The organism is Streptomyces sp. NPDC045956 (assembly GCF_056430705.1).
Map to the genome: position 1 here is coordinate 257,271 of NZ_JBWKKZ010000009.1, position 23,994 is coordinate 281,264.

At 68.5% G+C, this 23,994-nt stretch carries 24 protein-coding genes and 1 pseudogene; 13 read left to right on the forward strand and 12 right to left on the reverse strand.

All coding sequences use genetic code 11. From position 1 onward, the window contains the following. Positions 1 to 141 precede the first annotated feature (141 nt). Positions 142 to 915 (reverse strand): TauD/TfdA family dioxygenase, encoded by a 774-nt coding sequence (locus AC07FV_RS24580; RefSeq protein ID WP_479089413.1) that lies wholly within the window; start codon positions 913 to 915, stop codon positions 142 to 144. A 168-nt stretch (positions 916 to 1,083) separates the two neighbouring features. On the opposite strand from AC07FV_RS24580, the gene AC07FV_RS24585 reads away from it, so the two are divergent. The 10 genes from AC07FV_RS24585 (at position 1,084) to AC07FV_RS24630 (ending at position 10,683) form a co-directional block, all read left to right on the forward strand. After that, entirely contained in the window at positions 1,084 to 1,527 is a 444-nt protein-coding gene (locus tag AC07FV_RS24585) for an NUDIX hydrolase (RefSeq protein ID WP_109296535.1), read from the forward strand. 6 nt (positions 1,528 to 1,533) lie between these two features. Beyond that, the gene (locus tag AC07FV_RS24590; protein ID WP_479089414.1) at positions 1,534 to 1,926 is read left to right on the forward strand and encodes a helix-turn-helix domain-containing protein; all 393 of its coding nucleotides are present in this window, start codon (positions 1,534 to 1,536) and stop codon (positions 1,924 to 1,926) included. A 33-nt stretch (positions 1,927 to 1,959) separates the two neighbouring features. Further along, the gene (locus AC07FV_RS24595; RefSeq protein ID WP_479089415.1) at positions 1,960 to 2,715 is read left to right on the forward strand and encodes a hypothetical protein; all 756 of its coding nucleotides are present in this window, start codon (positions 1,960 to 1,962) and stop codon (positions 2,713 to 2,715) included. Between the two features lie 261 nt (positions 2,716 to 2,976). Continuing rightward, a complete protein-coding gene (locus AC07FV_RS24600) occupies positions 2,977 to 4,476 on the forward strand; it encodes a helix-turn-helix domain-containing protein (protein ID WP_479089493.1) in 1,500 nt (499 codons plus the stop codon). Then, a complete protein-coding gene (locus AC07FV_RS24605) occupies positions 4,473 to 5,189 on the forward strand; it encodes an HAD family hydrolase (protein ID WP_479089416.1) in 717 nt (238 codons plus the stop codon). The genes AC07FV_RS24600 and AC07FV_RS24605 overlap by 4 nt, the downstream gene beginning before the upstream one ends. A gap of 1,090 nt (positions 5,190 to 6,279) precedes the next feature. Continuing rightward, complete coding sequence (locus AC07FV_RS24610) at positions 6,280 to 6,486, forward strand: helix-turn-helix domain-containing protein (RefSeq protein ID WP_079080635.1); 207 nt, start codon at positions 6,280 to 6,282, stop codon at positions 6,484 to 6,486. 185 nt (positions 6,487 to 6,671) lie between these two features. After that, a complete protein-coding gene (locus AC07FV_RS24615) occupies positions 6,672 to 7,631 on the forward strand; it encodes a tyrosine-type recombinase/integrase (RefSeq protein WP_479089417.1) in 960 nt (319 codons plus the stop codon). Between the two features lie 336 nt (positions 7,632 to 7,967). Further along, complete coding sequence (locus AC07FV_RS24620) at positions 7,968 to 8,684, forward strand: DUF4839 domain-containing protein (protein ID WP_479089418.1); 717 nt, start codon at positions 7,968 to 7,970, stop codon at positions 8,682 to 8,684. A gap of 531 nt (positions 8,685 to 9,215) precedes the next feature. Next, a complete protein-coding gene (locus AC07FV_RS24625; protein WP_479089419.1) occupies positions 9,216 to 10,196 on the forward strand; it encodes a hypothetical protein in 981 nt (326 codons plus the stop codon). Then, complete coding sequence (locus AC07FV_RS24630) at positions 10,171 to 10,683, forward strand: HNH endonuclease (protein WP_479089420.1); 513 nt, start codon at positions 10,171 to 10,173, stop codon at positions 10,681 to 10,683. The genes AC07FV_RS24625 and AC07FV_RS24630 overlap by 26 nt, the downstream gene beginning before the upstream one ends. Positions 10,684 to 10,693: 10 nt before the next feature. Here AC07FV_RS24630 and AC07FV_RS24635 read toward each other — a convergent pair. After that, positions 10,694 to 10,833: pseudogene (locus AC07FV_RS24635) on the reverse strand (IS1380 family transposase); the annotation flags it as partial. A gap of 90 nt (positions 10,834 to 10,923) precedes the next feature. On the opposite strand from AC07FV_RS24635, the gene AC07FV_RS24640 reads away from it, so the two are divergent. Then, a complete protein-coding gene (locus AC07FV_RS24640; RefSeq protein WP_469643988.1) occupies positions 10,924 to 11,232 on the forward strand; it encodes a type II toxin-antitoxin system death-on-curing family toxin in 309 nt (102 codons plus the stop codon). Positions 11,233 to 11,436: 204 nt separating this feature from the next. Here AC07FV_RS24640 and AC07FV_RS24645 read toward each other — a convergent pair whose 3' ends face one another. The 8 genes from AC07FV_RS24645 to AC07FV_RS24680 form a co-directional block, all read right to left on the reverse strand. Next, positions 11,437 to 12,579 (reverse strand): DUF475 domain-containing protein, encoded by a 1,143-nt coding sequence (locus AC07FV_RS24645; protein ID WP_479089421.1) that lies wholly within the window; start codon positions 12,577 to 12,579, stop codon positions 11,437 to 11,439. Positions 12,580 to 12,582: 3 nt separating this feature from the next. Continuing rightward, positions 12,583 to 13,074, reverse strand: coding sequence for a ribonuclease E activity regulator RraA (gene rraA / locus AC07FV_RS24650; protein WP_469643474.1), 492 nt, complete (start codon positions 13,072 to 13,074; stop codon positions 12,583 to 12,585). A gap of 49 nt (positions 13,075 to 13,123) precedes the next feature. Next, positions 13,124 to 13,768, reverse strand: a complete 645-nt coding sequence (gene otnC / locus AC07FV_RS24655; protein ID WP_469643472.1) for a 3-oxo-tetronate 4-phosphate decarboxylase — start codon at positions 13,766 to 13,768, stop codon at positions 13,124 to 13,126. Then, entirely contained in the window at positions 13,765 to 15,027 is a 1,263-nt protein-coding gene (gene otnK, locus AC07FV_RS24660) for a 3-oxo-tetronate kinase (protein ID WP_469643469.1), read from the reverse strand. Before otnK ends, otnC begins: the two co-directional genes overlap by 4 nt. Positions 15,028 to 15,119: 92 nt before the next feature. Next, positions 15,120 to 16,199, reverse strand: coding sequence for an isocitrate/isopropylmalate dehydrogenase family protein (locus AC07FV_RS24665; RefSeq protein ID WP_478691773.1), 1,080 nt, complete (start codon positions 16,197 to 16,199; stop codon positions 15,120 to 15,122). Positions 16,200 to 16,229: 30 nt separating this feature from the next. Next, positions 16,230 to 17,066, reverse strand: a complete 837-nt coding sequence (locus AC07FV_RS24670) for a sugar phosphate isomerase/epimerase family protein (RefSeq protein WP_469643463.1) — start codon at positions 17,064 to 17,066, stop codon at positions 16,230 to 16,232. Further along, positions 17,063 to 17,755, reverse strand: a complete 693-nt coding sequence (locus tag AC07FV_RS24675; protein ID WP_161331509.1) for an aspartate/glutamate racemase family protein — start codon at positions 17,753 to 17,755, stop codon at positions 17,063 to 17,065. Before AC07FV_RS24675 ends, AC07FV_RS24670 begins: the two co-directional genes overlap by 4 nt. 241 nt (positions 17,756 to 17,996) lie before the next feature. Next, the gene (locus AC07FV_RS24680) at positions 17,997 to 18,710 is read right to left on the reverse strand and encodes a FadR/GntR family transcriptional regulator (RefSeq protein WP_161331508.1); all 714 of its coding nucleotides are present in this window, start codon (positions 18,708 to 18,710) and stop codon (positions 17,997 to 17,999) included. A gap of 363 nt (positions 18,711 to 19,073) precedes the next feature. Between AC07FV_RS24680 and AC07FV_RS24685 the strand changes: the two genes are divergently transcribed. Together AC07FV_RS24685 and AC07FV_RS24690 are read left to right on the forward strand one after the other, a co-directional pair. Next, complete coding sequence (locus AC07FV_RS24685) at positions 19,074 to 20,369, forward strand: CitMHS family transporter (RefSeq protein ID WP_393505952.1); 1,296 nt, start codon at positions 19,074 to 19,076, stop codon at positions 20,367 to 20,369. Positions 20,370 to 20,607: 238 nt separating this feature from the next. Continuing rightward, complete coding sequence (locus AC07FV_RS24690) at positions 20,608 to 21,060, forward strand: cupin domain-containing protein (protein WP_479089422.1); 453 nt, start codon at positions 20,608 to 20,610, stop codon at positions 21,058 to 21,060. 12 nt (positions 21,061 to 21,072) lie between these two features. On the opposite strand, the gene AC07FV_RS24695 is transcribed toward AC07FV_RS24690, so the two are convergent. Together AC07FV_RS24695 and AC07FV_RS24700 are read right to left on the reverse strand one after the other, a co-directional pair. Beyond that, positions 21,073 to 22,212, reverse strand: coding sequence for an ABC transporter ATP-binding protein (locus AC07FV_RS24695; protein ID WP_479089423.1), 1,140 nt, complete (start codon positions 22,210 to 22,212; stop codon positions 21,073 to 21,075). After that, positions 22,205 to 23,974 (reverse strand): ABC transporter permease, encoded by a 1,770-nt coding sequence (locus AC07FV_RS24700; protein WP_479089424.1) that lies wholly within the window; start codon positions 23,972 to 23,974, stop codon positions 22,205 to 22,207. Before AC07FV_RS24700 ends, AC07FV_RS24695 begins: the two co-directional genes overlap by 8 nt. Positions 23,975 to 23,994: the final 20 nt, after the last annotated feature.

The window sequence follows — 23,994 nt, forward strand, 5'->3', positions numbered from 1 at the left end:
CGACGTCGAAAGTCACGTCGCGCTCCTCCGGGCGGTTTTGGACTGAGCGGGGGCGGCCGGGGACTGCACCTGCGGCGAGACCGTGTCGTGCGGGTCGCTCCACGGCAGCGTTCGGCCGTTAGGCGCCGACGGGCCCGTTAGTCACGGCGCGGGCCAGTGGATCTGAGACGGGAAGCCTGGGGGTATCGGGGTGCGGGGGTCGCCCAGGGCCTGCAGACACACACGGTCGTCGGAGAAGCCGGTGCGGGCGTGGAGCCAGCGGCTGTTGTCGATCAGATAGCCCTGGCCGGCGTCGAGAGTGACGCGCTGCTGGAGCGCTTCGATCGCCGTGCGGAGGTGGGGCAGGTGGGGGGTGAGGAGAGGGCTGAACGCGGCGAGGGCGTCCTGGCGCAAGCGGATGGAGACCCGCTCGCCTCGGTGGCGGGTGAAGATCCGAGAGGGGTGTCCGCCGCCGTCGCCGTAGAAGGCGGTACCGGGCGCGGCCATCACTTCCAAAGCCCGGGGCGCGCGTTCCATGAGGAGGGCGTGCAGGGCGCGGCCGTCGGTCAGGAGCACGTCTCCACCGGACGCGGCGGGCTGCTGGCAGACCAGGAGCATCAGACGGGGCGGACGGGGAAGACTGGAGCGCTCGGTATGCGCGAGGAGTTCCCCGGTGCCCAGCCCCGCCAGCCCGGGGCGTCGGGAGGCGGCGCCTCTGTCACGGATAGTGGTCAGCGCATCCGGGTCGCTGTCGGGGTGCGGTACCAGCGTCATCACCCGCTGGGCGAAGGCGAGAACCTTGGCCCGGGTGTCCAGTCCCTCGACGGTGGCGACACCCCGCGCCCGCAGGAGTTCCATCACGGCGGAGGTTCGGCCGAAACCGCCGACGAGGGGCGTGACGTGTGCCTCGAACAGGGTGAGCGAACGGGTCGTCATCGACGTGCTCCTCTGAAATCGGGCTGGACGTCCAGCGTCCGGACGAATAGCGGGCGGCGTAAAGCGACAAACTGTCGACCCGGACAAAGGCGGCAAGCCCGACTTCGTCTTGCGGACGGGTGCTACGTTCCGGAGGACATGCCCGCCCTCACGACTCAGGGACAGCCCATGTACAAGCCGTCGTTGTGGCCGGTGTCCGTCAAGGGTGTTGCTCTCGATGCCCGCGAACGCGTGTTGCTGCTGCACAACGAGCGCGGCGAGTGGGAACTGCCGGGCGGCCGACTGGAGATCGGTCCCGCAGGTAATGGGTCGGCGCCGGCCGACGTGAGTCCCGGTGCGGCGCTGGAGCGCGAGGTGGCGGAGGAGAGCGGCTGGATGGTGAAGGCCGGGCCTCTGCTCGGCGGCGGGACCTGGATTTACGAGCCGATCCCCGACCGTCGGGTCCTGATCGTCACCTACGGCTGCACGGTCCTGTCTCCAGACCGTGTGCCGGTCCTGAGCCACGAGCACAAGGAGATCGGGCTCTTCGACCGGCACGAGGTCGATGGCCTGACCATGCCCGAGGGCTACAAGCAGTCGATCGCGGCCTGGTACGACCACCCCGGAAGGTGACCCGGCATGGACGCCTTCACTTCTGTTTCCGGGCCGGCCACGCGCCGGTCGGCGCGGCTGGTCTCCTGGCGCTGGGCGACGCCGGAGGCTCAGGCCGTCCTCGCTACGCGCGACCTTGCTTCGATCCTGAAGTACTACCGGCACGTCCACGGCACCAGCCAGTTGGAGACCGGTGAGCTCCTGGGCTATGACAAGACCTACATCTCGGCCCTGGAACTGGGCAAACGGCATCTGAGCGATGTCGGGAGCTTGCGTCACGTCGCCGAGCGACTCGCTTTGCCCGCGCATGTCCTGGGCGTCACCGATCCGGCCGACACCGACCACCGGGCGATGATCCAGTTCGGCACCTCCACCGTGCGGCTCGCCGAAGTCGCCCGCCAGTGCGGGCGAGCGGTCTAGGCCGTCGCCGAACTGTGGCCGCTTGTAGCTCGCTTGGAAGCCCGCGCCCGGGACGGGAGCACCGAACGAGGTGTCCTTCGGCTCCTTGCGCACGCCCGGCTGAGTCTCGGGACGGCTCTGGGAAACGCGCTGCCCGAGGAACGGCTGGCCACCGCCGCGCTCTGGACCGCCAAGAGCCTGGACGTGGTGCGCGCCTTCAATGACCGGGCTTTGACTACCACCGCTCTGCGCATGCACGGCAACGAGCTGCGCAAGGCCGGCCTGCTCGGCGCGGCCGTCGACCGGCTCAACCAGGCTGCGGTCACCGCACCCGGCACCGAGCAGCGAGCCGCGGTGCTGCCGCTTTTGGCCCGTGCTGCCGGTGCCCTCGGCAATGCGGTGCTGTTCGACCAAGCCGTCCGTGAGGCCCACCAGCTCCTTGACACGGTCGAGCACACCAGCCTCGTCAACCCCAGTGCTCTCTACGAGATCCATCTTCGGGGCCTTATCTCCACCGGCCGCACCCGCGATGCGATACGGCATGCTGAGGCGGCTCCGCCCGCCCCAACCATCGCGGTCGCACCCCAGTGGCGTGTCATCGAACTCATCACCACGGGCCGCGTCCGCCTTCTCGCCGGCGACAGTCATGGTGCTACCCAGCTTCTCGCCGCGGCTGTACGGGAAGCACAGGCCCAGCGTCTTCCGCACCAGCTCCAGCGCGTCCAGCGCACCACCGTTGGCAGGCTCCCCGATATCCATGACGCCGCCACTTGTGCCCTGGCCCAGCTCCGCACGGAGATCGCGGCATAGCCGAGGGTAGGTGCCATGTGACGGGTACACAGCCAGGTGTCCTGTTCCCATCGGGCGTCTCCTCTCCGGGCCGGCGGTTGAAAACGACTTGCCACCAGCGCAGTTGGACGCTGAGTGGCCGGTGCAGTGTCATGAGTTTGAAGCCGCGTCGGCTTCAAGGGCATCGCTGTGGCGATATCGCTGCAGCGATATCGATCTCCACCTAGCCTGGTTCTCACGGCTGGGGCGAGCTGGATCGCGAGAAGGAGAGCCGAGGTGACCATGTCAGGGGGACCAGGGCGCACGTGCGTGCGGTGCGGACTGCCGATCAGCCGGTACAACCCGGAGACACGCTGTTCCACCTGCGCCCGGACCGATGCGACACCGACGATCCCGGACCGGGCCTGGCGCGACGAGGAAGTGCACAGGGCCCTTGCTGCCTGGGATTTCGGGACGGTTGTGCGTCTGGTCCGCCGCCGCTCCGGGCTTTCGCAGAAGGTCGTACGGGAGCTGACCGGACTCACTCAGGGCTTCATCTCGGACCTGGAGCGCGGCCTCAAACAGGTCAACGGCCGCGAGACGATCATCGACCTCCTGACCGGACTGGGGCTTCCCGCCGACCTTCGCCCGCTCCTCCTTGCCCCTTTCGCGCAGGCCGAATCGCAGCGACTTGTCGAGGACATCGACCCGGCTCTGCCATGGACGGCGGCTCGTATGGTGACGTCACTGGAAGCAGCAGTCGGAGGAGCCATGACCGGATTGAACCGTCGCAGCGTGATCGCCCTGGGCGGGGCCGGCCTCACGCAGTACATCCTGCAAGCAGCCGTCGCCCCTCCCGAGGCCGTCGCCTCCACCGCCCGGAACGGAATCAGCGTCTCCGAGCAGCTCCTCACCAGCCTGCAATCCACTACCGACGCTCTGCGCCAAGCCGACGCCAGTCATGGCAGCGGTAATCTCGCCCGAGCAGCCACAGCGCACCTCAAGGTCCTCCTCCGGTTCCTGAAAGAAGGGGACTTCAACGAGGCGACCGGGAAGCGCCTCGCAGCGGTGACCGCGGACACCGCCATCCAGACCGGCTGGTACCACTTCGACAGCGGCGCCCACACCGTCGCCCACAACTTCCTCGTCGGAGCCCTCCGCGCCGCTCATGCCAGCGGCGACAGCAGGCTCCGGGCCGGGGCGCTGTCCTTCATCGCCATCCACGGCTACTCCGCCGGCGACCCCCGCGACGCAGTCACCGCCGCGCGCACCGCCCGCCAGGTGATTGCCGACCAAGATGCGCCCGCCCTGAACGCGATGCTCCTCACCCGTCAGGCCCGCGGGCACGCCCGTCTACGCGAAGACCGCCAGGCTCGCACTGCCCTGGAAGAAGCACAGGCACTGTGCGCCCGCGGACGCGGAGAGGACGACCCACACTGGCTCTACTGGATCAACCCCGGCGAGATCATGGGTCAGACCGGCAGCTGCTTGCTCGACCTCGGCCGCCCCAACCAGGCCGCCCAGGCGTTCGCCGACGCCCGCAACGTCTTCAGCCCGGACGAGATCCGCACCCGCGCCCAGTTCCTCTCCCGCGCCGCCACCGCCCAGATGCGCGCCGGCGACGTCGACGCCGGATCTGCCACCGGACACGAAGTCCTCGCTCTCGTCTCCGGAGTCCGCTCCGCACGCTTGGACGACAACCTAGACACGATGCTCGCCGAGGCCCGCCGCTACTCCTCGGCGACTCCCGCCCGGGAGCTTTTGGAGCGTGGTCAGGCCGTCATGGAGGAACGCGCCGCATGAAGCGCACGATCCTGGTCCTGTGGGACATCGACCGCACTCTCGTCTACACCGGTGACATCGACCGACGTGTCTACAAGGAGACCTTCACCAGCGTCGTCGGCCGTTCCCCGATAGCCCTGCCGGCCCGGGGGACCGGAGTCACCATGCCCCTGGCCGTCCGTGAACTTCTACGCGTCAACCAGGTACCCGAACAGGACGTGGAGACGTTCGCAGCCCGCATCGTCGACGAACTCCCCGAACGCCTCGCTGGCCACCGGGAGCTGCTGTTCACCGACGGGGTCATCATGCCGGGCGCCATGGACGCGCTCGCCGCGGTCCAGCAGGCGGAGCACCTGATCCCAACTGTCGTCACCGGAAACCTACGGGGCAGCGCCGAGACCAAGCTGTCCGCGCTTGGCCTCATCGACCACCTCGACACCACCATCGGCGGCTACGCGTCCGACGACCCTCACCGCCCGGCTCTCGTACGCATCGCACAAGAGCGGGCTACCGCGAAGCATGGCTACTCGTTTAACCGGGACAACACCGTGATCGTAGGTGACTCGCTGGAAGACGTGCGAACCGGCTTGGAAGGAGGCGCCAGGGTGATCGCGGTCGCCTCGGGCACCACCACCGAACAGCAACTACGCGCTGCAGGCGCACAACACGTTCTGGCCGACCTCACATCCACCACCTCCCTGCTCCGCCTCATCGACCAGGACGAGGCTCTCTAGGTCTCATCTGACCGGGGTGGTTCCCTGCGGACCGTGTTGTCGCGCCAGTCGAGCCACGGTCCTTCCTTCGTGACAGACCAATCATTGGTGAGGCAAGCAGCACGCTTCCTCATCGCTGTGACCGGCTCACGCGTCCACAGAGGGGAAACCTGCTGCGGCGTTGAGGAGTTCGCGAGCAGTGATGTCGCGTCGCCGGGAACACCGAGTATTCCGGGGGCCAAGTAGAGCGCAGCCGCTTCGGTTTCGCACATTCTGGCCTTTCGGACGGTCTGTTCAGGCAGAAGGATTTGCCGGGGGATCACGATCGTCTGGCGGACCCGGTCGAGGCGCAGTCCCCGTCGGGAGCGCTGCGCGGCAGGCGGTTAACGGAATTGAACCGGGGTCTTCGCAGTACACCGAGCCCGGCTTGACGCCCCGTGTCCAGCACGGGAAGTGCTTGTTCTCGTAACCGAAGCGGGCTTCGTGGGCGGCCTGGCAGACAGTCATAGCTGGTGATGTCGTGCACGGACATCCGTCCGGCTCGGCCGAAAGCGAGGGCGGGCTCCGCGTGCTCGAAGAACACCCGGGAGGGTTTCCAGCCGAGCCGGGAGTGACATTCGCCCACGGCAGACAGCTCCTCACTACCCGGCGCTGGTGAAGCTGGCAGTACCCCAACGCGGTGCTTGATTGTGCTGATTCGCCGACGGCAGACACATTGAGGGCGCATTTGACTGGAATGACGCGTCGAAGCAAGCAAACCTAGAACAGTCCGCAGCAGCGCGACTACGCGCCGCTTTCACGCGTTTGCGTCAGGGGGGCGAGAGCATCGAGCCGGGCGCAATATAGCCGACGATCGCCGGTTAGCCAAACCGGCGTTTCTCCAGACCATTGAACTACCCGCTGATCTGCCGGGCGTGTTCCGTCGTTCCCGCAAGGAGTTCAAAAGCATGTCGGTCGAAGCCATGGAAGAAGAGTGGCTGTATTCCGAGGAGCAGGTTCGAGCTCTGCTTGCCCTGACAGGGTTGACTGACCGCCCCTTACACCGGCCGACGTTCTGATAGCCGTCTCGCCGGATGCCCAGCCCTTCCCCTAGTACTTCGAGGCCCCCGCTATGCCCGCACGCCTGCTGTCCATACCCACCGTCGCCGCTGCCCTGGACGTCGACCGTCGGACCGTCTATCGCTTCATCGCAGCCGGCGACCTGCCTGTCGTCGATCTCCGCACCGGGCCAGGCCGCTCCCGTGTGCGGGTCCCAGCGGCCAGCTTGGACGAGTTCCTCAGCCGTCGCGCCGTTGTCATGCCGACGACACGCCGCTGATCCCGATCACGGCAGCCCCGTAGTCGAGCAAGGAGTAGAACCTGTACCTCCGCAAGTTGAAGTCCGGCAACTGGCAAGTAACCGTACGCAACCGGGCAGGAGGCCGGTACAGCGAGTCGTTCCCCCTCAAGGCGCAAGCCCGCGCCTGGGGCACCGAGATGGAGACACAGTCCGCTCGCGGAGGCATGCGCGACCCACGCGCCGGCGAAATCACCTTCCGTGAGTGGCACGATCGCTGGTGGGATGCCCGCATCGTTGAGCCCCGCACCCTGCGCGGCGACGCCTCCACCATCAAAAACCACGTCATGCCCCACTGGGCGGACTGGGAGATGCGGGCCGTTACTCGCATGGACGTCCAGAGCTGGATCCGCTCCCTGGTGGAGAAGGGCGTGGGCGCCGCCGCGATCAAGCGGGCGTACAACCTGACCTCGTCCATCATGCGCGCGGCCGTGGATGACGATGTGATCGCGTTGAGCCCGTGCCGCCGCATCGACCTGCCTCAGATCGCCGTCAAGCCGCCGCAGTGGTTTACGACCGACCAGGCGCAGAGCATCCTCGACGAGCTTGCCGCACCCTGGAAGACGATGTGCCTACTGGGCGTCTATACAGGACTGCGATGGGGCGAACTTTCCGGCCTTCACCGTCACCGCATCGACCAGCGTCGCTCGCGCCTCTTCGTGGTCGAGGTCAACACCAAGCAGGGCATCAAGGAGTATCCCAAGAGCTCCAGGAGCCGCCGGGAGGTCCCACTCCCGGCCCATGTCCTTGAAGCACTTGAACGTCACATATACCGGCTCGACCGGGACGCCGTGGTGTTCACCACCGTCACCAAGGGTCGGTCCGGACGGCTTCTCGACGACGGTAACTGGCGCCGACAGACCTGGTGGCCAGCCATCGAGGGAGCCCGCTACTTCGATGACGACGGCGAGCAGCAACTCGTCCCGCACTACCCGCCCCACTCCATGCGCCACACCTGCGCCTCATGGCTGGTCCAGAAAGGGGTCTCCCTCTACGAGGTCCAACACCTCCTTGGCCATGAGAGCTTCCAGACCACCCAGCGCTACGCCCACCTGCAGCCGGATGCGCACAAGGCCGTCCTCGGGGCCTGGGAACGGATGGAAACCCCGCTCACGATCGCTGCATAAACGGTTCCTTAGCCCCTGTCCTGCTTGGACAGGGGCGAAGCCGGTTGCGAGCGGAACATGGACACGATCACGCTCACGATCGCGACTTCGAGTCGGGCGGCTCATCGTGGGGGAGCACCCTGCGGCCGACAGCGCCGAACGGCCACGGATAGGCGTAGGCATCGACGGCGTCTCTATGCCCCGCACCCGCAACCGAGACGCGCCGCTCAGGCGCGGCAGCGAGCGACCCGGCCGAGCGGGAGAGCAGGGGCCGAAGGCGACGTTCGTCTCCCGCGGAGTCATCTATGCTCGCGCCCAGTCGGTATGACCAGTTCGCTTCAGGGGGCAGAGAGCCGCATGGCCGATGAGATCAATTACGAGTACAAGGCCGTGCAGACCATTCGGGGCACCGACGGTTTGGTGATCTCGAAGATGCAGAAGGACGGATGGGAGCTCGTGGAACCGCTCCCAGGCAGACTTCGCACCACCCTCAACTTTCGTCGGCCTAAGAGGCCACTGCCTTGGCGTCTGATCGGGGCGGGGGCCGCCGCCCTCGTGGTCTTGGCCGCCATCATCGGCACAGGCGTTGCACTTGGCGACGGCGACGAGGAGAAGGGCGCGTCAGCCAGTTCGCCGGCCGCCAGTGAGAAGTCTTCCGCTACGCCGCCCGCAGACGCCCCGACCACCGCTGAGGTGATCACGGCGCAGAACAGCCCCGAGTTCGCGACGTTGTTGAAGGCGGATCCGTGTGGCGGCGCGAACGTGAACTTCGCCACCAAGCACGCGGGGCAAACGGTCGCCTTCGATGGGTCAATCAGGCACATGGCGGCCCACGCGGATGACCGGACCCGCTACGACTTCCTTCTCGGCCCGGGCGACAAGGGGCCGCAGACGACGGACGGCCCGAACTTTAAGTATGAGGACGTCAACACCGGCAATCTGCACCTGACCGGCAAGCAGGTCCCTGCCACTGTTGCCGTTGGCGACAAGTTCCGCTTCGTCGCCGAGGTGATCGAGTTCAACACGGTCCAGTGTGTCTTCCGCCTCGCCCCGGTCTCGACGGAGACCCGGTAGCCGAAAGGGCAGCCTTCCCATCATGGAGGAGGGACAGGTTCCGGCAGATTGCCGACTGCGACCGTGTCTGGCTCCTCGAACTCCGCCACCTCACACGCGTCGCATTAGTTGGTCTGGGAGTATCGGGCCGTGTCAACCATGAAGAGCACCACAAGGCCCCTGTTTGCCGCGCTTGCTGAAGCCGTACGGCTGCTGAGCGACGAGCGCGACGAAGTAGATCGAGATGCTGTTTCGACGAACAGTCGGATACGCGAAGTTCTCGCTGGTTGCCTTCAGGGCATAGACAGCGACTTCCGTCTCAAGCTCCGCGTAGCTCCCGTGCGGCAAGGCCCGGGAGGCGTACTCGCTTACCTGCTACACGAGGCCGATCGTCTGAGTCAGCTGGTCAAAGCATTGCCTCACACGCATGAGGTGGACCCTCACGAGGAAGCCGCCCGTGTCTCGCTCACCTTCCTGTTGCACGCTGGCAACGAGCTGTCAAGGGTGGCCCGACGCCGCACGGTAGAACCTCACGAAGGTGGTCGTCGGACCATGTTCGACGAGCTGCCGTTCCACTCACTGCGAGGGCTAGTTCCCATCGCTCTCAGCATGGAGCGAGTCAAGACACTCAAGGCTCGGGTGACACGTCTGGAAAAGGCAGCGAGTTCCGGGCTGCTCACCATCGCCGAAGAAGAGACCACACAGGCCGTAGGGGGTGAGGAGCTCGGCTTCTTCATCGACCGTACCCGGAAACGGCAGAAGTGGGCCATGCCTCTGTGGGTCGCACCGACGCACGTTGCCGCTGCCAAGTCCGAGCCGACACCGCCGTCCTTGAGTGAGGAACAAGCGCTGCTCGACCAGTTGGAAGCTGAGGCAGCACACTCCGTCGGACTCGACGCGGAGGCGTTGTCCAGGCTACGGACGAAATGCAGGGTGAACACGAACGAGCTGGCTCGGGAAGAGCAGAGAATTCTGCGGCAGGCAGCCACCAGGCTCGCGCGGGTCGCGGCCTCCACAGCTCGCACAAAGACACAGAGCAGGGCCGCGCACCTGACAGACGTGTATGTCACCGTTGCGCGTGAGCCGAGCGAACGTTTCTCCACCAGCATGGCTGCTGACATCCTTGATGCCCCTGACACCGCTCGGCAGGCAATCGACCGGGAGCGGCGCATCCGCGAAGAGACCGTGGAGGCCGCGAGCGCGCTGCCCGGTGGAAAGCTCCAGCCGATGTGTGAAGTGGACTATCTCCAGCTGGTCGGCGACCAGGTCGCCGAAGCATTGCACGGGATTGGTCACAGAGTGCAGAGCAAGCGCATGGTGGTTCTTACCCCCGCAGTGTCGGAGGAGACGGCCCAGACAGTGCTGCAGCAGCTCGTCAACGTCTTCGGAGATACCTGCGTACTCCTCAAAGGCATCGACGGCGTGGCGATCAGGATCCCGCGCCCGAGTCAATTCGGCATCAGTCTGCGCCGCGCCCGCAGTTGCGACTGCGGGCGGCATCCCGTCTATGGGCCGGACGGAGCAGAACTGTGAACCTCCCTTTCTGCAACGGCTCCACAAGCATCTGGCAGCCAAGGCGCAGGAATCTTGGTTCAGCCGCCAGTGCGCTGGCTGTTCGGCTGAACTCAATCCGTCCTCCGAAGAGGAGTACTGCGGTGACTCATGTCGTCCAGACCTGAGCGAGCCGGTGCCGGCGTTCATCAACAGCTCACCGGCCACGCGCATAGCCAGCTTCCGGTCCACTGCCGCCTATAGAGCCCTTGCCGGCGCTTATTTCGAAGACGTGGACCCACTTGAGATCATCGAGGCAGCGGGCTGGCGATGCGAACTATGCGGCGGTGAAATACCACGGTTCGTCGACCGCTTCGATCCGCAGGCCGCAACCGTAGACCACCACATGCCGCTCGCCCTGGGCGGCCATCACGTCTACAGCAACATGCGTGCCGCGCATCGCCGCTGCAACAGCAGCAAGAACGCCAAGCACCCCCACGACCTCCGGTCTGTGATCGAAGGGCGTTGACTCAAGGCCCGTCATGGATGTCGCCTCCGGAGTCGGTGCGGATGAGTGTCCGGCGTCCGCGCCGGTAGGTCTTCGGTAGTTGGTCCAGGATGATCCGGGCGGTCTCGATGTGTCGGCCGTGGTGTTGGAGCCGGCGTTCCCGGGCCGCACCGCCCGCAGCTGTCCAGGTGAGCGAAGTGCAACTCGAAGATCCTGGCCATCGCCCGTACGGTCAACGGTACCGAACACAGCGTGCGCGACATGGGCCTCCTCGTGTCGGCGATCGAGCGACCCCGGACGAACGTGTTCGGGGCCGAGTTGTATCCCACGCTGCACGAGAAGGCCGCGGCCCTGCTGCACTCCGTCGCCCGCAACCACGCGCTGATCGACGGCAACAAGCGCACCGCCTGGCTCGCCATGCGCGTCTTCCTGCGGTTCAACAGCGTCAGCGCGCGTACCGTTCCGCCGCCCGTTTCCGTGGCCGGCCCGTTCGTCGAGGACGTCGCGCAGGACAGCATCGAGGTACCGGCCATCGCCAAACGCCTCTCGACATGGTTCCCCGTTCCGTGACGTTCGACGTCGTGGGTTCGGGGTCGGACTGAGTCGTAAGGGTGCTGGATCGAGGCTATCCGCCGGGCAGGTTGATTCCGCTCGTCGGGCACTACCGGCGGCCGTCCGCGCTTCCCGGGGCAGGGACGGCCGACGTCATGACGCGCGTGCCACCGCACCGTCCATGCACAGGTCGGCCACCGGGGCTCGCCACCCCAATGGGGCTCATGCCGTGGGAACCGCTTCGGTCTCTTCTCCTTCGCTCTCGCCACCGGCCGCGGCGAGCCGCTTGTTGCGGCGGACCGAGGACCAGAAGGAGGCGCCGATCAGGACCACGCCGATCATGCCGGTGATGAACTCGTTGATCTCGTACTGGATGGTCACCAGGAGGACGGCGGCGAGGGCGCCGATGGCGTAGTGGGCGCCGTGCTCCAGGTAGACGTAGTCGTCGAGGGTGCCCTGGCGGACCAGGTAGACGGTCAGGGACCGGACGTACATGGCGCCGATGCCGAGGCCGAGGGCCATCAGGACGATGTCGTTGGTGATGGCGAAGGCGCCGATGACGCCGTCGAAGGAGAACGACGCGTCCAGGACCTCCAGGTAGAGGAACATGAAGAACGCGGCCTTGCCGGCCAGCTTGACGGCCGACTTGGGCTTGCCGGCCCGTTCGGCCGCCTCCTCCGCCTCGTGCTCGCGCTCCTCCTCCTCTTCGAGCTTGTCCTCGAAGAAGCCGGAGAGACCGCCGACGATCAGGTAGGTGATCAGACCGGCGATGCCGGAGAGCAGGACCGTCTCGGCCTTGTCGGCGTGGGTGCCGCCGTGCTGGTGGGCGTGGGCGCCGAAGGTGATGGCGGAGACCAGCAGCACGATCAGGGCGATGCAGACCGACAGCATGTCGACCTTGCCGAGCTTGGCCAGCGGCCGCTCCAGCCAGGCCAGCCACTTGATGTCCCGGTCCTCGAAGATGAAGTCGAGGAAGATCATCAGGAGGAACATGCCACCGAAGGCGGCGATCGACGGATGGGCGTCCGTCACCAGCTCCTGGTAGCGGTCCTTGTCGGTGAGCGCGAGGTCAACGGCCTCGATCGGTCCGAGCGACGCGCTGATGGCGACGATGACGACCGGGAAGACCAGGCGCATGCCGAAGACGGCGATCAGGATGCCGATGGTGAGGAAGATCTTCTGCCAGAAGGCATTCATCTTCTTCAGGATCCCGGCGTTGACCACCGCGTTGTCGAAGGACAGCGAGATCTCCAGGACGGACAGGATCGCCACGACGCCGAAGGCGGCCCACCCCCCGTAGAAGACCGCGGCCACCAGGCCGAGCGCGGTGACCGCGAACGACCACCCGAAGGTTTTCAGAAGCACCGGTCAGTTCACCGTGCCCTCGGGGAGGAGGGCGATGCCGTCGTCGTCGGCGTGCAGGACGTCGCCGGGACGGAAGGTGACGCCGCCGAAGGTGACGGCCACGTCGACGGCTCCGGCGCCTTCCTTGGCGCTCTTGCGGGGGATGGCGCCCAGTGCCTTGATGCCGAGGCGGAGACCGGCCAGGGTGGCGCTGTCGCGGACGGCACCGTGCAGGACCAGGCCGGCCCAGCCGTTGTCCTGCGCGGCGCCGGCGATGAGGTCGCCGACCAGGGCGGTGCGCAGGGAGCCGCCGCCGTCGACGACCAGGACGGCGCCTTCACCGGGCGTGCGCAGCAGGTCGCGCAGCAGGCCGTTGTCCTCGTGGCAGGAGACGGTGCGGACCGGCCCGGCGAAGGTCCGGTGGGCGCCGAACTGGCGGAACTGCAGGTCGCAGACGCGCAGGTCGGTGCCGTACTGGTCGACGAGGTCGGCGGTGGGGACGGGGGTGACCATCATGGGTTCCTTCTTCGCTGGGTGGCTGCCGTGCTCGCGGCTCATCCGGCCGTCAGGGGGATGGGGGCGCGAGCACGGCAGCCTGCTCGGGGGTGAGGGGGCGGGTGGTGTGTCCGCGCAGGAGGAGGTGCAGCTTGGCGGTCTCCTCCAGTTCCTCGATGGCGTCGGCGGCCTGTTCCATGGACGGGCCGGCGATGACAGGCCCGTGGTTGGCGAGGAGGAGGGCGTGGTGGGTGCGGGCCGTCCGTTCGGCGAGCGGTTCCAGGCTCCTGTCGCCGGGGGCGTGATAGGGGAGCAGGGGGAGGGTGCCGACGCGCATGGCGTAGTAGGCGGTGAGCGGGGGCAGCGCGTTGGCGGGGTCGACACCGTCGAGGCAGGAGACAGCGGCGGCGTGGGTGGAGTGCAGATGGACGACGGCGTTGGCGGCGGGCCGTGCCCGGTAGAAGGCGGCGTGCAGGAATGCCTCCTTGGTCGGCCGTGGTCCGTCGAGGTGCTTGCCGCGCAGGTCCGTGCGAGACAGTTCGCTTTCCTCGACCGTGCCGAGGCTGGAACCGGTGGGGGTGAGCAGCAGGGTGCCGTCGGCCAGGCGGACGGACAGGTTGCCGGTGGAGCCGTGGGTCAGTCCGCGGGTGAACAGGGAGCGTGCGGTACGGACGATGAGGGCGCGGGCGGCCGACTCGTCGGCGTAGGCGGTCACTTGGTCTCCGTCAGGGCCCGGGTGAACAGGTCGGGAGCGCCGAAGTTGCCGGACTTCAGCATCAGGGCCAGGTCGCCGCTGTTGGTGGTGGCGTAGGTCCAGGGCACGCCGGGGTCGGCTTCCTCGCCGACGAGGACGGCGCGGATACCGAGGGCGGTGGTGACGGCGCCGGAGGTTTCCCCGCCCGCGACGAGCATGCGGCGGACGCCGCGTTCGACGAGATGGGAGGCGAGGGTGCCGAGAAGTTCCTCGACCTGTGCGGCGGCTTCGGCGACACCGAGCTGGGCCTGGACGGCGGCCAGTTCCTCGGGGGAGGCGGAGGCGTAGACGAGCACCGGCAGTGCCGGATCCTGCTCGGCATACCAGGCCAGGGCCTCGCCGGTGACGTCGCGGCCGGTGGCGGCGGCGAGCACGTCGAGGTGCAGGGAGGGCAGACCGGCGGCGTAGAACTGGGCGATCTGCTCCAGGGTGCGGGCCGAGCAGCTGCCGGCCAGGACGGCGGCCCGTCCCTCGGACGGCTTCGGTTCGACGGATGACGGTCCGGTGGCGGGATAGGCGTGCCCGAGTCCTTCGGCGAGACCGGCGGCCCCGGCGACGACGGGCAGTTCGAGGGTGGCGGCACCGAGCACGGCGAGGTCTTCGTCGGTGAGGGCGTCGGCGACGACGTGCCGGACACCGGCCTGTTGGTGCGCCGTGATCGCCTCGCGGACGGCCTCGACCCCGCGCCGCACCGTGGCCCAGTCGACCAGGCCCACCGGGTGGCGGGTCTGTGCGGACAGCAGGCGCACCAGCGCGGAGTCCGTCATCGGGTTGAGCGGGTGGTGGCGCAGCGGGGAGTCGGACAGCAGCTGGTCGTGGACGAACAGGTGGCCCTGGTAGACCGTGCGGCCGTTGGGCGGGGAGGCCGGGCAGTGCACGGTGACGACGCCGCCGGCGGCGTCGAGGAGCGCGTCGGCGACCGGACCGATATTGCCCTGCGGGGTGGAGTCGAAGGTGGAGCAGTACTTGAAGTACACCTGGGCCGCGCCCTTGTCCCACAGCCAGCGCTGGGCGGTGAGGGAGTCTGCGACGGCCTCGTCGGCGGGCGTGGAGCGGGATTTCAGGGCGACCACGGCCGCGTCGCAGTCGGCCGGCAGGGTGGTGGTGTCGTCCGGGGTGCCGAAGACCAGGGCGGTGCGCAGGCCGGCACGCCGGAAGGCGGCGGCGACATCGGTGCCGCCGGTGAAGTCGTCGGCTATGCAGCCGATGCGCAGGGTCATGGTCGGGCTCTCTCCTCGGGCTGTGCGTCGCGTGCGGCTTGTGGGGCCCGGGGCGGGCGGCGTGAAACCCGCCCCGGACGACCGGGGGGCTGCTACCGGGCAGCGCCGATGGCCTTGATGACGGCGGCGGTGAACTCGGTGGTGGAGGCGGAGCCGCCGAGGTCGCGGGTGGAGGTGCCGGCGGCGATCGCGTCGGCCACGCCCTGCTCGATGATCTTCGCGACGGCGGCGAGCCTGTCGTCGCCGTGCTTGGCGCCGAGCCACTCGAAGAGCATGGCGCCGGAGAGGATCATGGCGACCGGGTTGGCGATGTTCTGCCCGGCGATGTCGGGGGCCGAGCCGTGGGACGCCTGGGCCATGGCGGTGGTGGCGGAGGAGTTGATGGACGGGGCGGTACCGAGCGAGCCGGAGATCTCGCCGGCCAGGTCGGAGAGGATGTCGCCGAACATGTTCTCGGTGACGATGACGTCGAAGTCCTGGGCGCGGCGCACCAGGTGGACGGTCATGGCGTCGATGTGGAAGTCGTCCACGGCGACGTCCGGGTAGTCCTTCGCCACTTCCTGGCACACCGTGCGGAACAGGCCGGTGGTGAGCTTGAGGACGTTGGCCTTGTGGACGATGGTGAGCTTCTTGCGGCGCGAGCGGGCCAGGTCGAAGGCGACGCGGGCGACGCGCTCGGTGGCCTCGCGGGTGATGATGCCCAGCATGATCGCGGTGTCCGGGGTGGGCATGAACTCGCCGGTGCCCGCGAAGGTGTTGCGGTCGGCGTAGAAGCCCTCGGTGTTCTCGCGGACGATGACGAGGTCGGCGTTGTCGCAGACGGCCTGCGCGCCGGGGAAGCTCTTGGCGGGGCGGATGTTGGCGAAGAGCTGGAAGTGCTTGCGCAGGGTGCCCGAGGGGTTGAGCGCGGACTTGTGCGGCTCGGGGTAGGAGACCGAGTCGTGGGGGCCGAGGTACCAGCCGTCCAGGGCGGCGAGGGCGTCCTTGGTCTCCTCGGGGACGGGGGTGCCGTGGGTCTCGATGGCGGAGGCGCCGAGCGGCAGGGTCACCCAGTCGACGGAGACGCCGGCGGCTTCGGTTGCGGCGGTGGCGATCTCGACGGAGGAGGGGACGATCTCAGGGCCGATGCCGTCGCCCTCGAGGACGCCGAGGCGGTAGGTCTTGCTGCTCATGGTGCGAGTTCCTCTCAGAACATGAAGTGGTCAGAACAGTGCCGAGGCGGCGTCGGTGAGCGCGGTCCAGGAGCGGGCGGCGGCCTTGGTGCTGTCGTCGTCCTGGGTGTGTTCCAGGGTCAGCCAGCCGGTGAAGCCGCCCTCGCGCAGTGCGCTGAACAGGGCAGGGAGGCGGGGATCACCGATGGTCAGCGGGCCTCGGGTGGAGGGCGAGGCGAGTTGCAGGCAGCCGGTGACGGCGGCGTGTTCGGTGATCGCCCGGACCACGTCGACACCTTCGGCATCGAGGTGGTGGGTGTCCAGTACCAGTCCGGCCGGGGCGTCAAGGGAGTCGATGAAGGCGAGGGCTTCCCCGGGGGTGTGCCACAGCGAGGTGTTGGCCCGCGACTGGGGCTCCAGCAGGAGCCGGCTGCCGCGGTTGGCCGCCTCCTCGGCCAGCTGCTGCACGGCGCGCTCGGCCCACAGGCGCTGCATGTCCTCCAGCCCCGGCAGGAAGGTGCCGCGGGTCTGCCCGAGGGTGACCGGCACACCCAGCTCGCCGGCGAGACGGGCCGCGCCCAGCAGGCGGAACAGGGCGTGACGGCGTACGTCGGGCGACGGGTCGGTCAGCGTCAGCCGGTCCTGTGCGCAGACCGGGCCGGTGCCGATACCCAGCACCTTCAGGCCGGCCGCCTCCACCGTGCGGGTCAGTTCCCCGGCGGCGTGCGCGCCGGTCTCGCGGACCTGCACCTCCACCCCGTCGTAGCCCAGCTCGGCGAGTCGGCGGACTGCTTCGGCCGGCGGCGCGGTGAAGCCGAGCGGCATCGGCGCGGAGCAGTCGTGACCGGAGACGGTGTAGGCCAGCGGCCACGGCAGCCCCGTACTCATGACGCGACCGCCGGTGCTCCTGCCGGAACGAGCAGGTCGCGCAGTTCGCGTGCGGCGGCGCCCGCGCCGTCCAGCACCGGCACGCCCAACAGGTCGGCCAGGACGTCGCGGGCCGGGGTGAGCGAGTACTGCGCCAGCAGCACAACGTCGGCGTCGGCGCCCCCGGCTGCGCGCAGGGCGTCCGCCAGGTATCGGGCGGCCTCCCCGGGGTGGGCCCCGGCGGCTTCCTCGCTCAGGGCGGTCACGATGTCGACCGGCCGGTCCGGGCGTACGGCCGGGACGAGCGCTTCGAGCTGGGCGACGGCCGCCGGTACGGCAGGCGGCGTCGAGGCGACGACGGCGATACGGCTGTACGGGCCGGCCAGGGCGGCCTTGAACATCGCCTCGTCGGACTTCAGGACGGGCGCCTTCCACAGGGTACGGGCGGTGTCCACGACTTCTCCGTAGGAGGAGCAGGTCAGCAGCAGGGCCTGGGCGCCGCCGTCCATCACGTGGCCGATCAGGCGGAGCATGCGCCGGCGCAGGGCGCCGGTGAGTTCGCCGGCCACGCGGGCGTCGTCCAGGAGACGGTCGTCCAGCACGTTCCAGACCGTGGCCTGCGGGAACTCTTGCGCGAACGCCTCTTCGGCGATGCGGTGCGCGGGCGGCACGGCGTGGATCATGGCGACCAGAGGCTGGGGTTCGATCACCGGGGTTCTTACCTCTTCCGGTAGGCGGGGACCGGCAAGGGTCCCGACCGCGGGCCTGCCTCCGGCCGACCTGGGACATGTTTCCCGACGGCGGGGGCGCGGGCCCGAGATGGGGGACGGCGGCGTGGTGTCGCGGTGCCGTGCCGTCACTGTAGGTCGAACCGGTCAACCGGTCAACCGGTTGTATCGGTGCGAAGCCCGCGAGCGCCGGCATCCGGGACCGGCTGCTCGCGGTTTCCCACTACGCCTCGCGCTGTTCGAGTGCCTTCATCAGGCGGCGGGACGCGCCCTCCATGTGCCGGGCCATCGCCGCGCGGGCGGCTTCGGTGTCACCCTTCGCGACCGCCTCGAAGATCGGCACGTGGTCCGCATAGGCCACCTCGCGGGACCGTACGGCGCCCGTACGCTCGACCCAGCCGCGCTGGATCATCGCCCGCATGCCCTTGAGCATGTCGCGCAGCACCGTGTTGCCGGCCAGCTCGCCGAGGGCGGCGTGAAAGGCCGTGTCCGCCTCGGCGAACTCGTCGTCCGGGCACTCCCGCATCGCCGTCAGTCGGGCCCGCAGCAGCTCGACGCCCGCCTCGTCGCGCGCCTGCGCGGCCAGCCCCGCCACGATCACCTCCAGCTCCGCCCGGGCCTGCACCATGTCGCGGGCGCCCCGCTCGCCCAGGACCAGGCCCAGCTCGAAGAGGCGGTAGAGCACGTCGGAGTCGGTGCCGCGGAAGTACGTCCCGCTGGACTGCCGGATCTCCAGCAGGCCGAGGAATCCGAGCGACTTGATCGCCTCACGCACCGTGGGCCGGTTCACCCCCAGCATCTCGGTGAGCTGCCGCTCGGAGGGGATGCGGTCGCCGGGCTGGACCTCGCCGGACATCAGGTAGTCGATCAGGCGGCGGGAGACCTCGGCGGCCAGTGGCTCGCGCGGCTCGACCGTGATCCTGGCGAGTTCGGCCATCGATTTCCTCACTTCGGTATTGACGCGATGGCCGGATTCTAGTTACCTACCGGCAATCCGGTAAACCGGTTGTCCGGAAGTAGGCGAGCCAATCCGCCATCCTTGAGCGACCGGGTGTCCCGGTCGTCCCAGCCATGCCAGGCGCACTGCTCACCACCGCATCGGGCCATCGCCCGCCGCGGCCGTGCGCCGGCCGAATCGCCGTACAGGAGCCCGCAGCCCCCGTGACCGATCCGACGCACGAGCCGAGCAAGACATCGCGTGCGCTTCCGGTCGCCGCCTGAACCGACCCGCACCGATCCCACGCGCCGTCCTGCGCCGCCGTCCGACCGGCGGCTCTCAGCCCTGCCCCAAGGAGCAACGATGCTCGCCGTCCTCGGCTTCGCCACCCTGGGCAGCTTCATGCTGCTCGTGATGCGGAAATACCTCTCCGCGTTCACCGCCATCATGCTCACCCCGATCGCCGCCGCCGTCATCGCGGGCAAGGGCACGAAGCTCGGCGATATGATCATGAACGGCCTGGACACCGTCGCGCCCACCGCGGCGCTCCTGCTGTTCGCCGTCCTCTACTTCGGCCTGATGATGGAGTGCAAGCTCTTCGAGCCGATCGTCCAGGCCATCGTCCGGGCTTCCAAGGGCGACCCGGTCCGGATCGTGGTCGGCACCGCCGTGCTCTCCCTCCTGGTTGCCCTCGACGGCGACGGCACCACCAGCTACATGATCGTCTGTTCCGCGTTCCTGCCCATCTACCGGCGCCTGGGCATGAACCCCCTCATCCTGGCGACGCTGGCGGCCATGGCGCTGGGCACCATCTCCGGCACCACCCCCTGGGGCGGCGCGGCCACCCGAGGCATCAGCGTCCTGCACCTGAGCGCCACCGAGTACTTCGTCCACATGATCGGCCCCATGGCCCTCACCAGCCTGGCCATCATCGCCGTCGCCTACTGGCTCGGTCTGCGCGAGCGCCACAAGATCGACGGCGAGAAGCTCGCCGCCTACAAGCTGGAGATCGCCTCCGGCGAGGCGTTCGAGCCGGTCAAGGCGGACTGGCGGATGTGGTTCAACGCGGCGCTCACCCTGCTGCTGATGGTGCTCCTCATCGCCGAGGTCGCCGACCTCCTGGTGCTGTTCATGGTGGCGTTCGTGATCGCCCTGCTCGTCAACATCCGAGCCATCGGGGACCAGCAGGAACTCATCAAGCGGCAGGCCGCCAACGCCGTGCCGGTGATGATCCTCGTCCTGGCCGCCGGCGTCTTCACCGGCATCATGACCGACTCCGGCATGATCAAGGCCATGGCCGACGCGGCCCTCGCCATCGTCCCCGAGGGCTGGGGCAACATCATTCCGCTGTTCACCGCGATCCTCGCCCTGCCGCTCGGCTTCTTCATGTCCAACGACGGCTACTGGTTCGGCGTCGTCCCCGTGCTCGCGGAGTCCGCCGCGCACTACGGCATCCCCGCCAACGAGATCGCCCGGGCCGGCGCCATCGGCCAGATCCTGCACATGATGGGCCCCACCAGCGCCCCGCTGTGGGTCCTCCTCGGACTGGTCAAGGCCGAGCTTGGCGACTTCCAGCGGCACGCCCTGCGCTGGGGCGTCCTCGTCTCCGCCGCCTACATCCTCTTCGCCGTCATCACCGGAGCCATCAGCGTCACCTGAGCCGCACCCTGTGCCCTGCGCCCAGTGCCCGGTGGGCCGCACCCCATGTCGGTGCGGCCCACCGGGTTCGTGCCGGGGCCCGATGGTTCGTCACCCTTGACGAGCAGGGCGACGGCGGACGCCACCATGACGATCACCACGAGACCGGCGACGCATCGGACCCGCGCCTGCCCTTCGGGGCCCTTCGGGGGCATCGAGAAGTCCGGTCCGGACCACCGCGCACCTCAGGGGAAACACCATGCACCACCACGACACCGACGCGCCCTGCTTCAGCCACTTCGAGCCCGCGGTCCTGCGCCCGGCCGAACTGCCCTCCTTCAGCCGAGGCGGCGGCGCCCGCACCGTCCCGCTGGTCACCCAGGCGGTCGGCGCCGAGGTCTTCCTCACCGGCCAGACCCTCTTCGACGGCGGCGCCGGCATCGCGCTGCACACCCACAACTGCCCCGAGAGCGTCACCATCCTCGAAGGCGACGCCCTCGTGGAGATCGACGGCACCGAGCACCACCTCACCCGCTTCGACACCACCTACGTCCCCGCGGGCACGCCCCACCGTTTCCGCAACGCCTCCGCCACCGAGCCGATGCGCATCCTGTGGATCTACGGGTCGGTCGACGCCACGCGCACCATCGTGGAGACAGGCGTCACCGTACGGGTCGACGCCGAGCACGACGGGGCCGCCGCGACAGGCTGAGACCGACCCGACTCAGATCCGTGCGTTCGTCCACGCATGGCTCGGGGAGACCGACTGGGTCGACAGTCGGACGGTTTCCGGGTAGAGCAGGCAGTCGTCGGGACGGATGAGGAGGTTGATCTCCCGGCCTGTGTGCTGGACGGGGCTTTCGGCGTGGACGCGCAGGTCGCCGAGGCTGAGTTCATACTCGAAACGGGCACCGGTGTACGAGCACTGCTCGATCCTCGCTCGCAGGACGTTCACGCCACCGTCGTGCGGGGCGTCCACGCGGTCGGTGAGCGTGATGCGTTCGGAGCGCAGGCCCACGGTGGCGGACGTCCCCGCGCAGCCGGTGCCGGTTACCTTCAGGCGTTGGCCCGTCGTGCCCAATTCGACCTGGACGCTTCCTTCCTCTGCGGAGTCGACGCGGCCCTCCAGCAGGTTGCAGCGGCCGATGAAGCCGGCCACCTCGGGAGTGGCGGGAGTCTCGTAGATCTCGGTGGGGGTGCCGACCTGCTGGAGGCGGCCGTGCATGAACACGGCGATGCGGTCGGACAGGGACATGGCCTCGACCTGGTCGTGGGTGACGTAGACGGTGGTGATGCCGACCTCGCGCTGGAGGTCCTTGAGCCAGACGCGGGCCTGGTCGCGCATCTTCGCGTCGAGATTGGAAAGCGGTTCGTCCAGGAGCAGGACGCCGGGGGAGTAGACGATGCCGCGGGCGAGGGCGACGCGCTGCTGCTGGCCGCCGGAGAGCTGGTGCGGATAGCGGTCGCGCAGGTGGACCATGTCGACCTTGGTGAGTGCGTCGTCGATGAGGCGGCGCTGCTCGTCCCTGGGGACCCTGCGGAGCTTGAGCGGCAGTGCGAGGTTGTCGGCGATGGTCATGTGCGGCCAGAGCGCGTACGACTGGAAGACCAGACCGAGGTTGCGGCCCTCCGGGGGGACGGTGTGGCGTGGGATGCCGTCGAAGAAGACCTGGTCGCCGACGCGGATGGTGCCCGAGTCGGGGGTCTCCAGGCCCGCGACGCACGACAGCGTGGTGGACTTGCCGCAGCCGGACGGGCCGAGCAGGGTGAAGAACTCCCCGTCGGCAACGGTGAAGTCGATGTCCTCCAGGACGGTGGTGCCGTGGAAGGACTTCTTGATGTTCTCGACGACCAGCTCAGGCATGCTTCTTCCCCTTCAGGAGGAGACCGGCGAGGCCGGCGACGACGGCGGTGACGGCGATCTGGAGGGTGGCCAGGGCGGCGACGGAGCCGGTCTCACCCTGGGTCCACAGGTCGATGGCGGTGGTGCCGATGACCTGTGACTCGGCTCCGGCGAGGAACATGGCGGGGGCGTACTCGCGGATCATCTGGGTCCAGATGAGCAGGAACGAGGCGAGCATCGCGGGCACCAGGAGACGGAGCATGATGCGGGAGACCGTGCGCCACCAGTCGGCGCCGGCGACGCGTGCGGCGTTGTCGAGTTCGGCGCCGAGTTGCATGGTCGCCGGTGAGATCGCGCCGTACGCCGACGGGAGTGCCCGGATGCCGAAGGCGATGATCAGCGCGAAGAGCGTGCCGCGGAGCAGGTCGCCGCCGGGTACCCAGGTGAAGGCCCAGAACAGGCCGATGCCGACGATCAGACCCGGGACCGCGTGCGGTGACTGCGCTGTCGTCTCCAGGAGACGGGCGAAGCGGAAGTCGGAGCGGCGTGCCACGAGGACGACCACGGTGCCGAACAGGGTCACGGCCACCGCCCCGACGAAGGCCACGGTGATGCTGTTGACGATCGATTCGGTGTACGGCGCGTAGTCGAAGATCAGACGGAAGTTGTCCAGGGTGAGCAGGTCGAACGGGTTCACCAGCGGGGTGAGGAGCGACGTGAACGCGCGCAGGACCAGCGCGAGCATCGGCAGCAGTGCACCGAAGACGACGTACAGGCCGACGAAGGCGAAGCCCAGCCACTTCCAGGCACCGATGTCGAGCAGGTCGGAACGGGTCGCCTTGCCGCGCACCGACACGAACCGCTGGGCGTGCTTGAGCAGTCGCGTCTGGAGCACGACCAGGGCGATCGTGGTGAGCAGCATGAAGGTGGACGCCGCGCCCAGCAGGCCGTAGTCCGGGTTGATCGAGTCGATGCCCTGCTCGTAGAGGAAGTTGGAGAAGAGGGTGATGCCGGCGGGCTCGCCCAGGATGAGCGGGATGGACAGTGTCTCGATCGACGTGCCGAAGATCAGCAGACCCGCGTAGAGCATCGGTGGACGCAGCATCGGCACCACGACCGAGCGCAGGACGCGCAGAGGTCCCGCGCCGACGCTGCGGGCCGCGTTCTCCAGCGAGGTGTCGGAGGCGGCCAGGGCATTGGCGCAGAACAGGTAGGCGATGGGGACCTGGGCGACGGCCTCGACGAAGGCCATGCCGGGCAGTGAGTACAGGTTCCAGGGCACCCAGCCGAAGCTCTCGCGCACTGCGCTGGTCAGGAAGCCGGCCGGGCCGTAGACGACGATCCAGCCGAAGGCCAGGACGAGCGGGGAGATGTAGATGGGCCAGCGCAGCACCTGGCCGAACAGGCGGGCGGCGGGGAAGCGGGTGCGTTCCAGCAGGATCGCCATGGGCACCGCGATGGCGAGCGCGAACACGGTCGTCAGGACGGCGAAGAGGAGGGTGTCGAGGATGATCGAACCGAAGCCCGCCTGGGTGAACAGGTGGGTGTAGTTCGAGAGGGTGAAGGCGCCGCCTGCGGCATACAGGGGCTGGTTGCGGACCGACTGGTAGAGGATCGGTACGACGGGGGCGAGGACGAGCACGGCGGTGACGAGGAACGTCAGCCAGTGGATGGTGACCTCACGTCCGGCGCCGAACAGGCGCCGGTACCGGGGCGTGCCGAGCTCGCCCGCGCGTGGGGCGCGGGACTGGGCTGGTGGCGCCGGGGGTGTCTGGATGGCCATGGCGACTCCGTACGAACGAA

What these genes read in the sequence shown, in the direction of transcription:
- AC07FV_RS24600 (WP_479089493.1), top strand. Translation starts at nt 2,977, where the DNA reads ATGTCAGGGGGACCAGGGCGCACGTGCGTGCGGTGCGGACTGCCGATC.
- AC07FV_RS24590 (WP_479089414.1), top strand. Translation starts at nt 1,534, where the DNA reads ATGGACGCCTTCACTTCTGTTTCCGGGCCGGCCACGCGCCGGTCGGCG.
- AC07FV_RS24665 (WP_478691773.1), bottom strand. Translation starts at nt 16,199, where the DNA reads ATGAGCAGCAAGACCTACCGCCTCGGCGTCCTCGAGGGCGACGGCATC.
- AC07FV_RS24605 (WP_479089416.1), top strand. Translation starts at nt 4,473, where the DNA reads ATGAAGCGCACGATCCTGGTCCTGTGGGACATCGACCGCACTCTCGTC.
- AC07FV_RS24685 (WP_393505952.1), top strand. Translation starts at nt 19,074, where the DNA reads ATGCTCGCCGTCCTCGGCTTCGCCACCCTGGGCAGCTTCATGCTGCTC.
- AC07FV_RS24700 (WP_479089424.1), bottom strand. Translation starts at nt 23,974, where the DNA reads ATGGCCATCCAGACACCCCCGGCGCCACCAGCCCAGTCCCGCGCCCCA.
- AC07FV_RS24625 (WP_479089419.1), top strand. Translation starts at nt 9,216, where the DNA reads ATGTTCGACGAGCTGCCGTTCCACTCACTGCGAGGGCTAGTTCCCATC.
- AC07FV_RS24620 (WP_479089418.1), top strand. Translation starts at nt 7,968, where the DNA reads ATGGCCGATGAGATCAATTACGAGTACAAGGCCGTGCAGACCATTCGG.
- AC07FV_RS24695 (WP_479089423.1), bottom strand. Translation starts at nt 22,212, where the DNA reads ATGCCTGAGCTGGTCGTCGAGAACATCAAGAAGTCCTTCCACGGCACC.
- otnK (WP_469643469.1), bottom strand. Translation starts at nt 15,027, where the DNA reads ATGACCCTGCGCATCGGCTGCATAGCCGACGACTTCACCGGCGGCACC.
- AC07FV_RS24630 (WP_479089420.1), top strand. Translation starts at nt 10,171, where the DNA reads ATGGGCCGGACGGAGCAGAACTGTGAACCTCCCTTTCTGCAACGGCTC.
- AC07FV_RS24680 (WP_161331508.1), bottom strand. Translation starts at nt 18,710, where the DNA reads ATGGCCGAACTCGCCAGGATCACGGTCGAGCCGCGCGAGCCACTGGCC.
- AC07FV_RS24640 (WP_469643988.1), top strand. Translation starts at nt 10,924, where the DNA reads ATGGGCCTCCTCGTGTCGGCGATCGAGCGACCCCGGACGAACGTGTTC.
- AC07FV_RS24580 (WP_479089413.1), bottom strand. Translation starts at nt 915, where the DNA reads ATGACGACCCGTTCGCTCACCCTGTTCGAGGCACACGTCACGCCCCTC.
- AC07FV_RS24615 (WP_479089417.1), top strand. Translation starts at nt 6,672, where the DNA reads ATGCGCGACCCACGCGCCGGCGAAATCACCTTCCGTGAGTGGCACGAT.
- AC07FV_RS24690 (WP_479089422.1), top strand. Translation starts at nt 20,608, where the DNA reads ATGCACCACCACGACACCGACGCGCCCTGCTTCAGCCACTTCGAGCCC.
- AC07FV_RS24610 (WP_079080635.1), top strand. Translation starts at nt 6,280, where the DNA reads ATGCCCGCACGCCTGCTGTCCATACCCACCGTCGCCGCTGCCCTGGAC.
- AC07FV_RS24585 (WP_109296535.1), top strand. Translation starts at nt 1,084, where the DNA reads ATGTACAAGCCGTCGTTGTGGCCGGTGTCCGTCAAGGGTGTTGCTCTC.
- rraA (WP_469643474.1), bottom strand. Translation starts at nt 13,074, where the DNA reads ATGATGGTCACCCCCGTCCCCACCGCCGACCTCGTCGACCAGTACGGC.
- AC07FV_RS24670 (WP_469643463.1), bottom strand. Translation starts at nt 17,066, where the DNA reads ATGAGTACGGGGCTGCCGTGGCCGCTGGCCTACACCGTCTCCGGTCAC.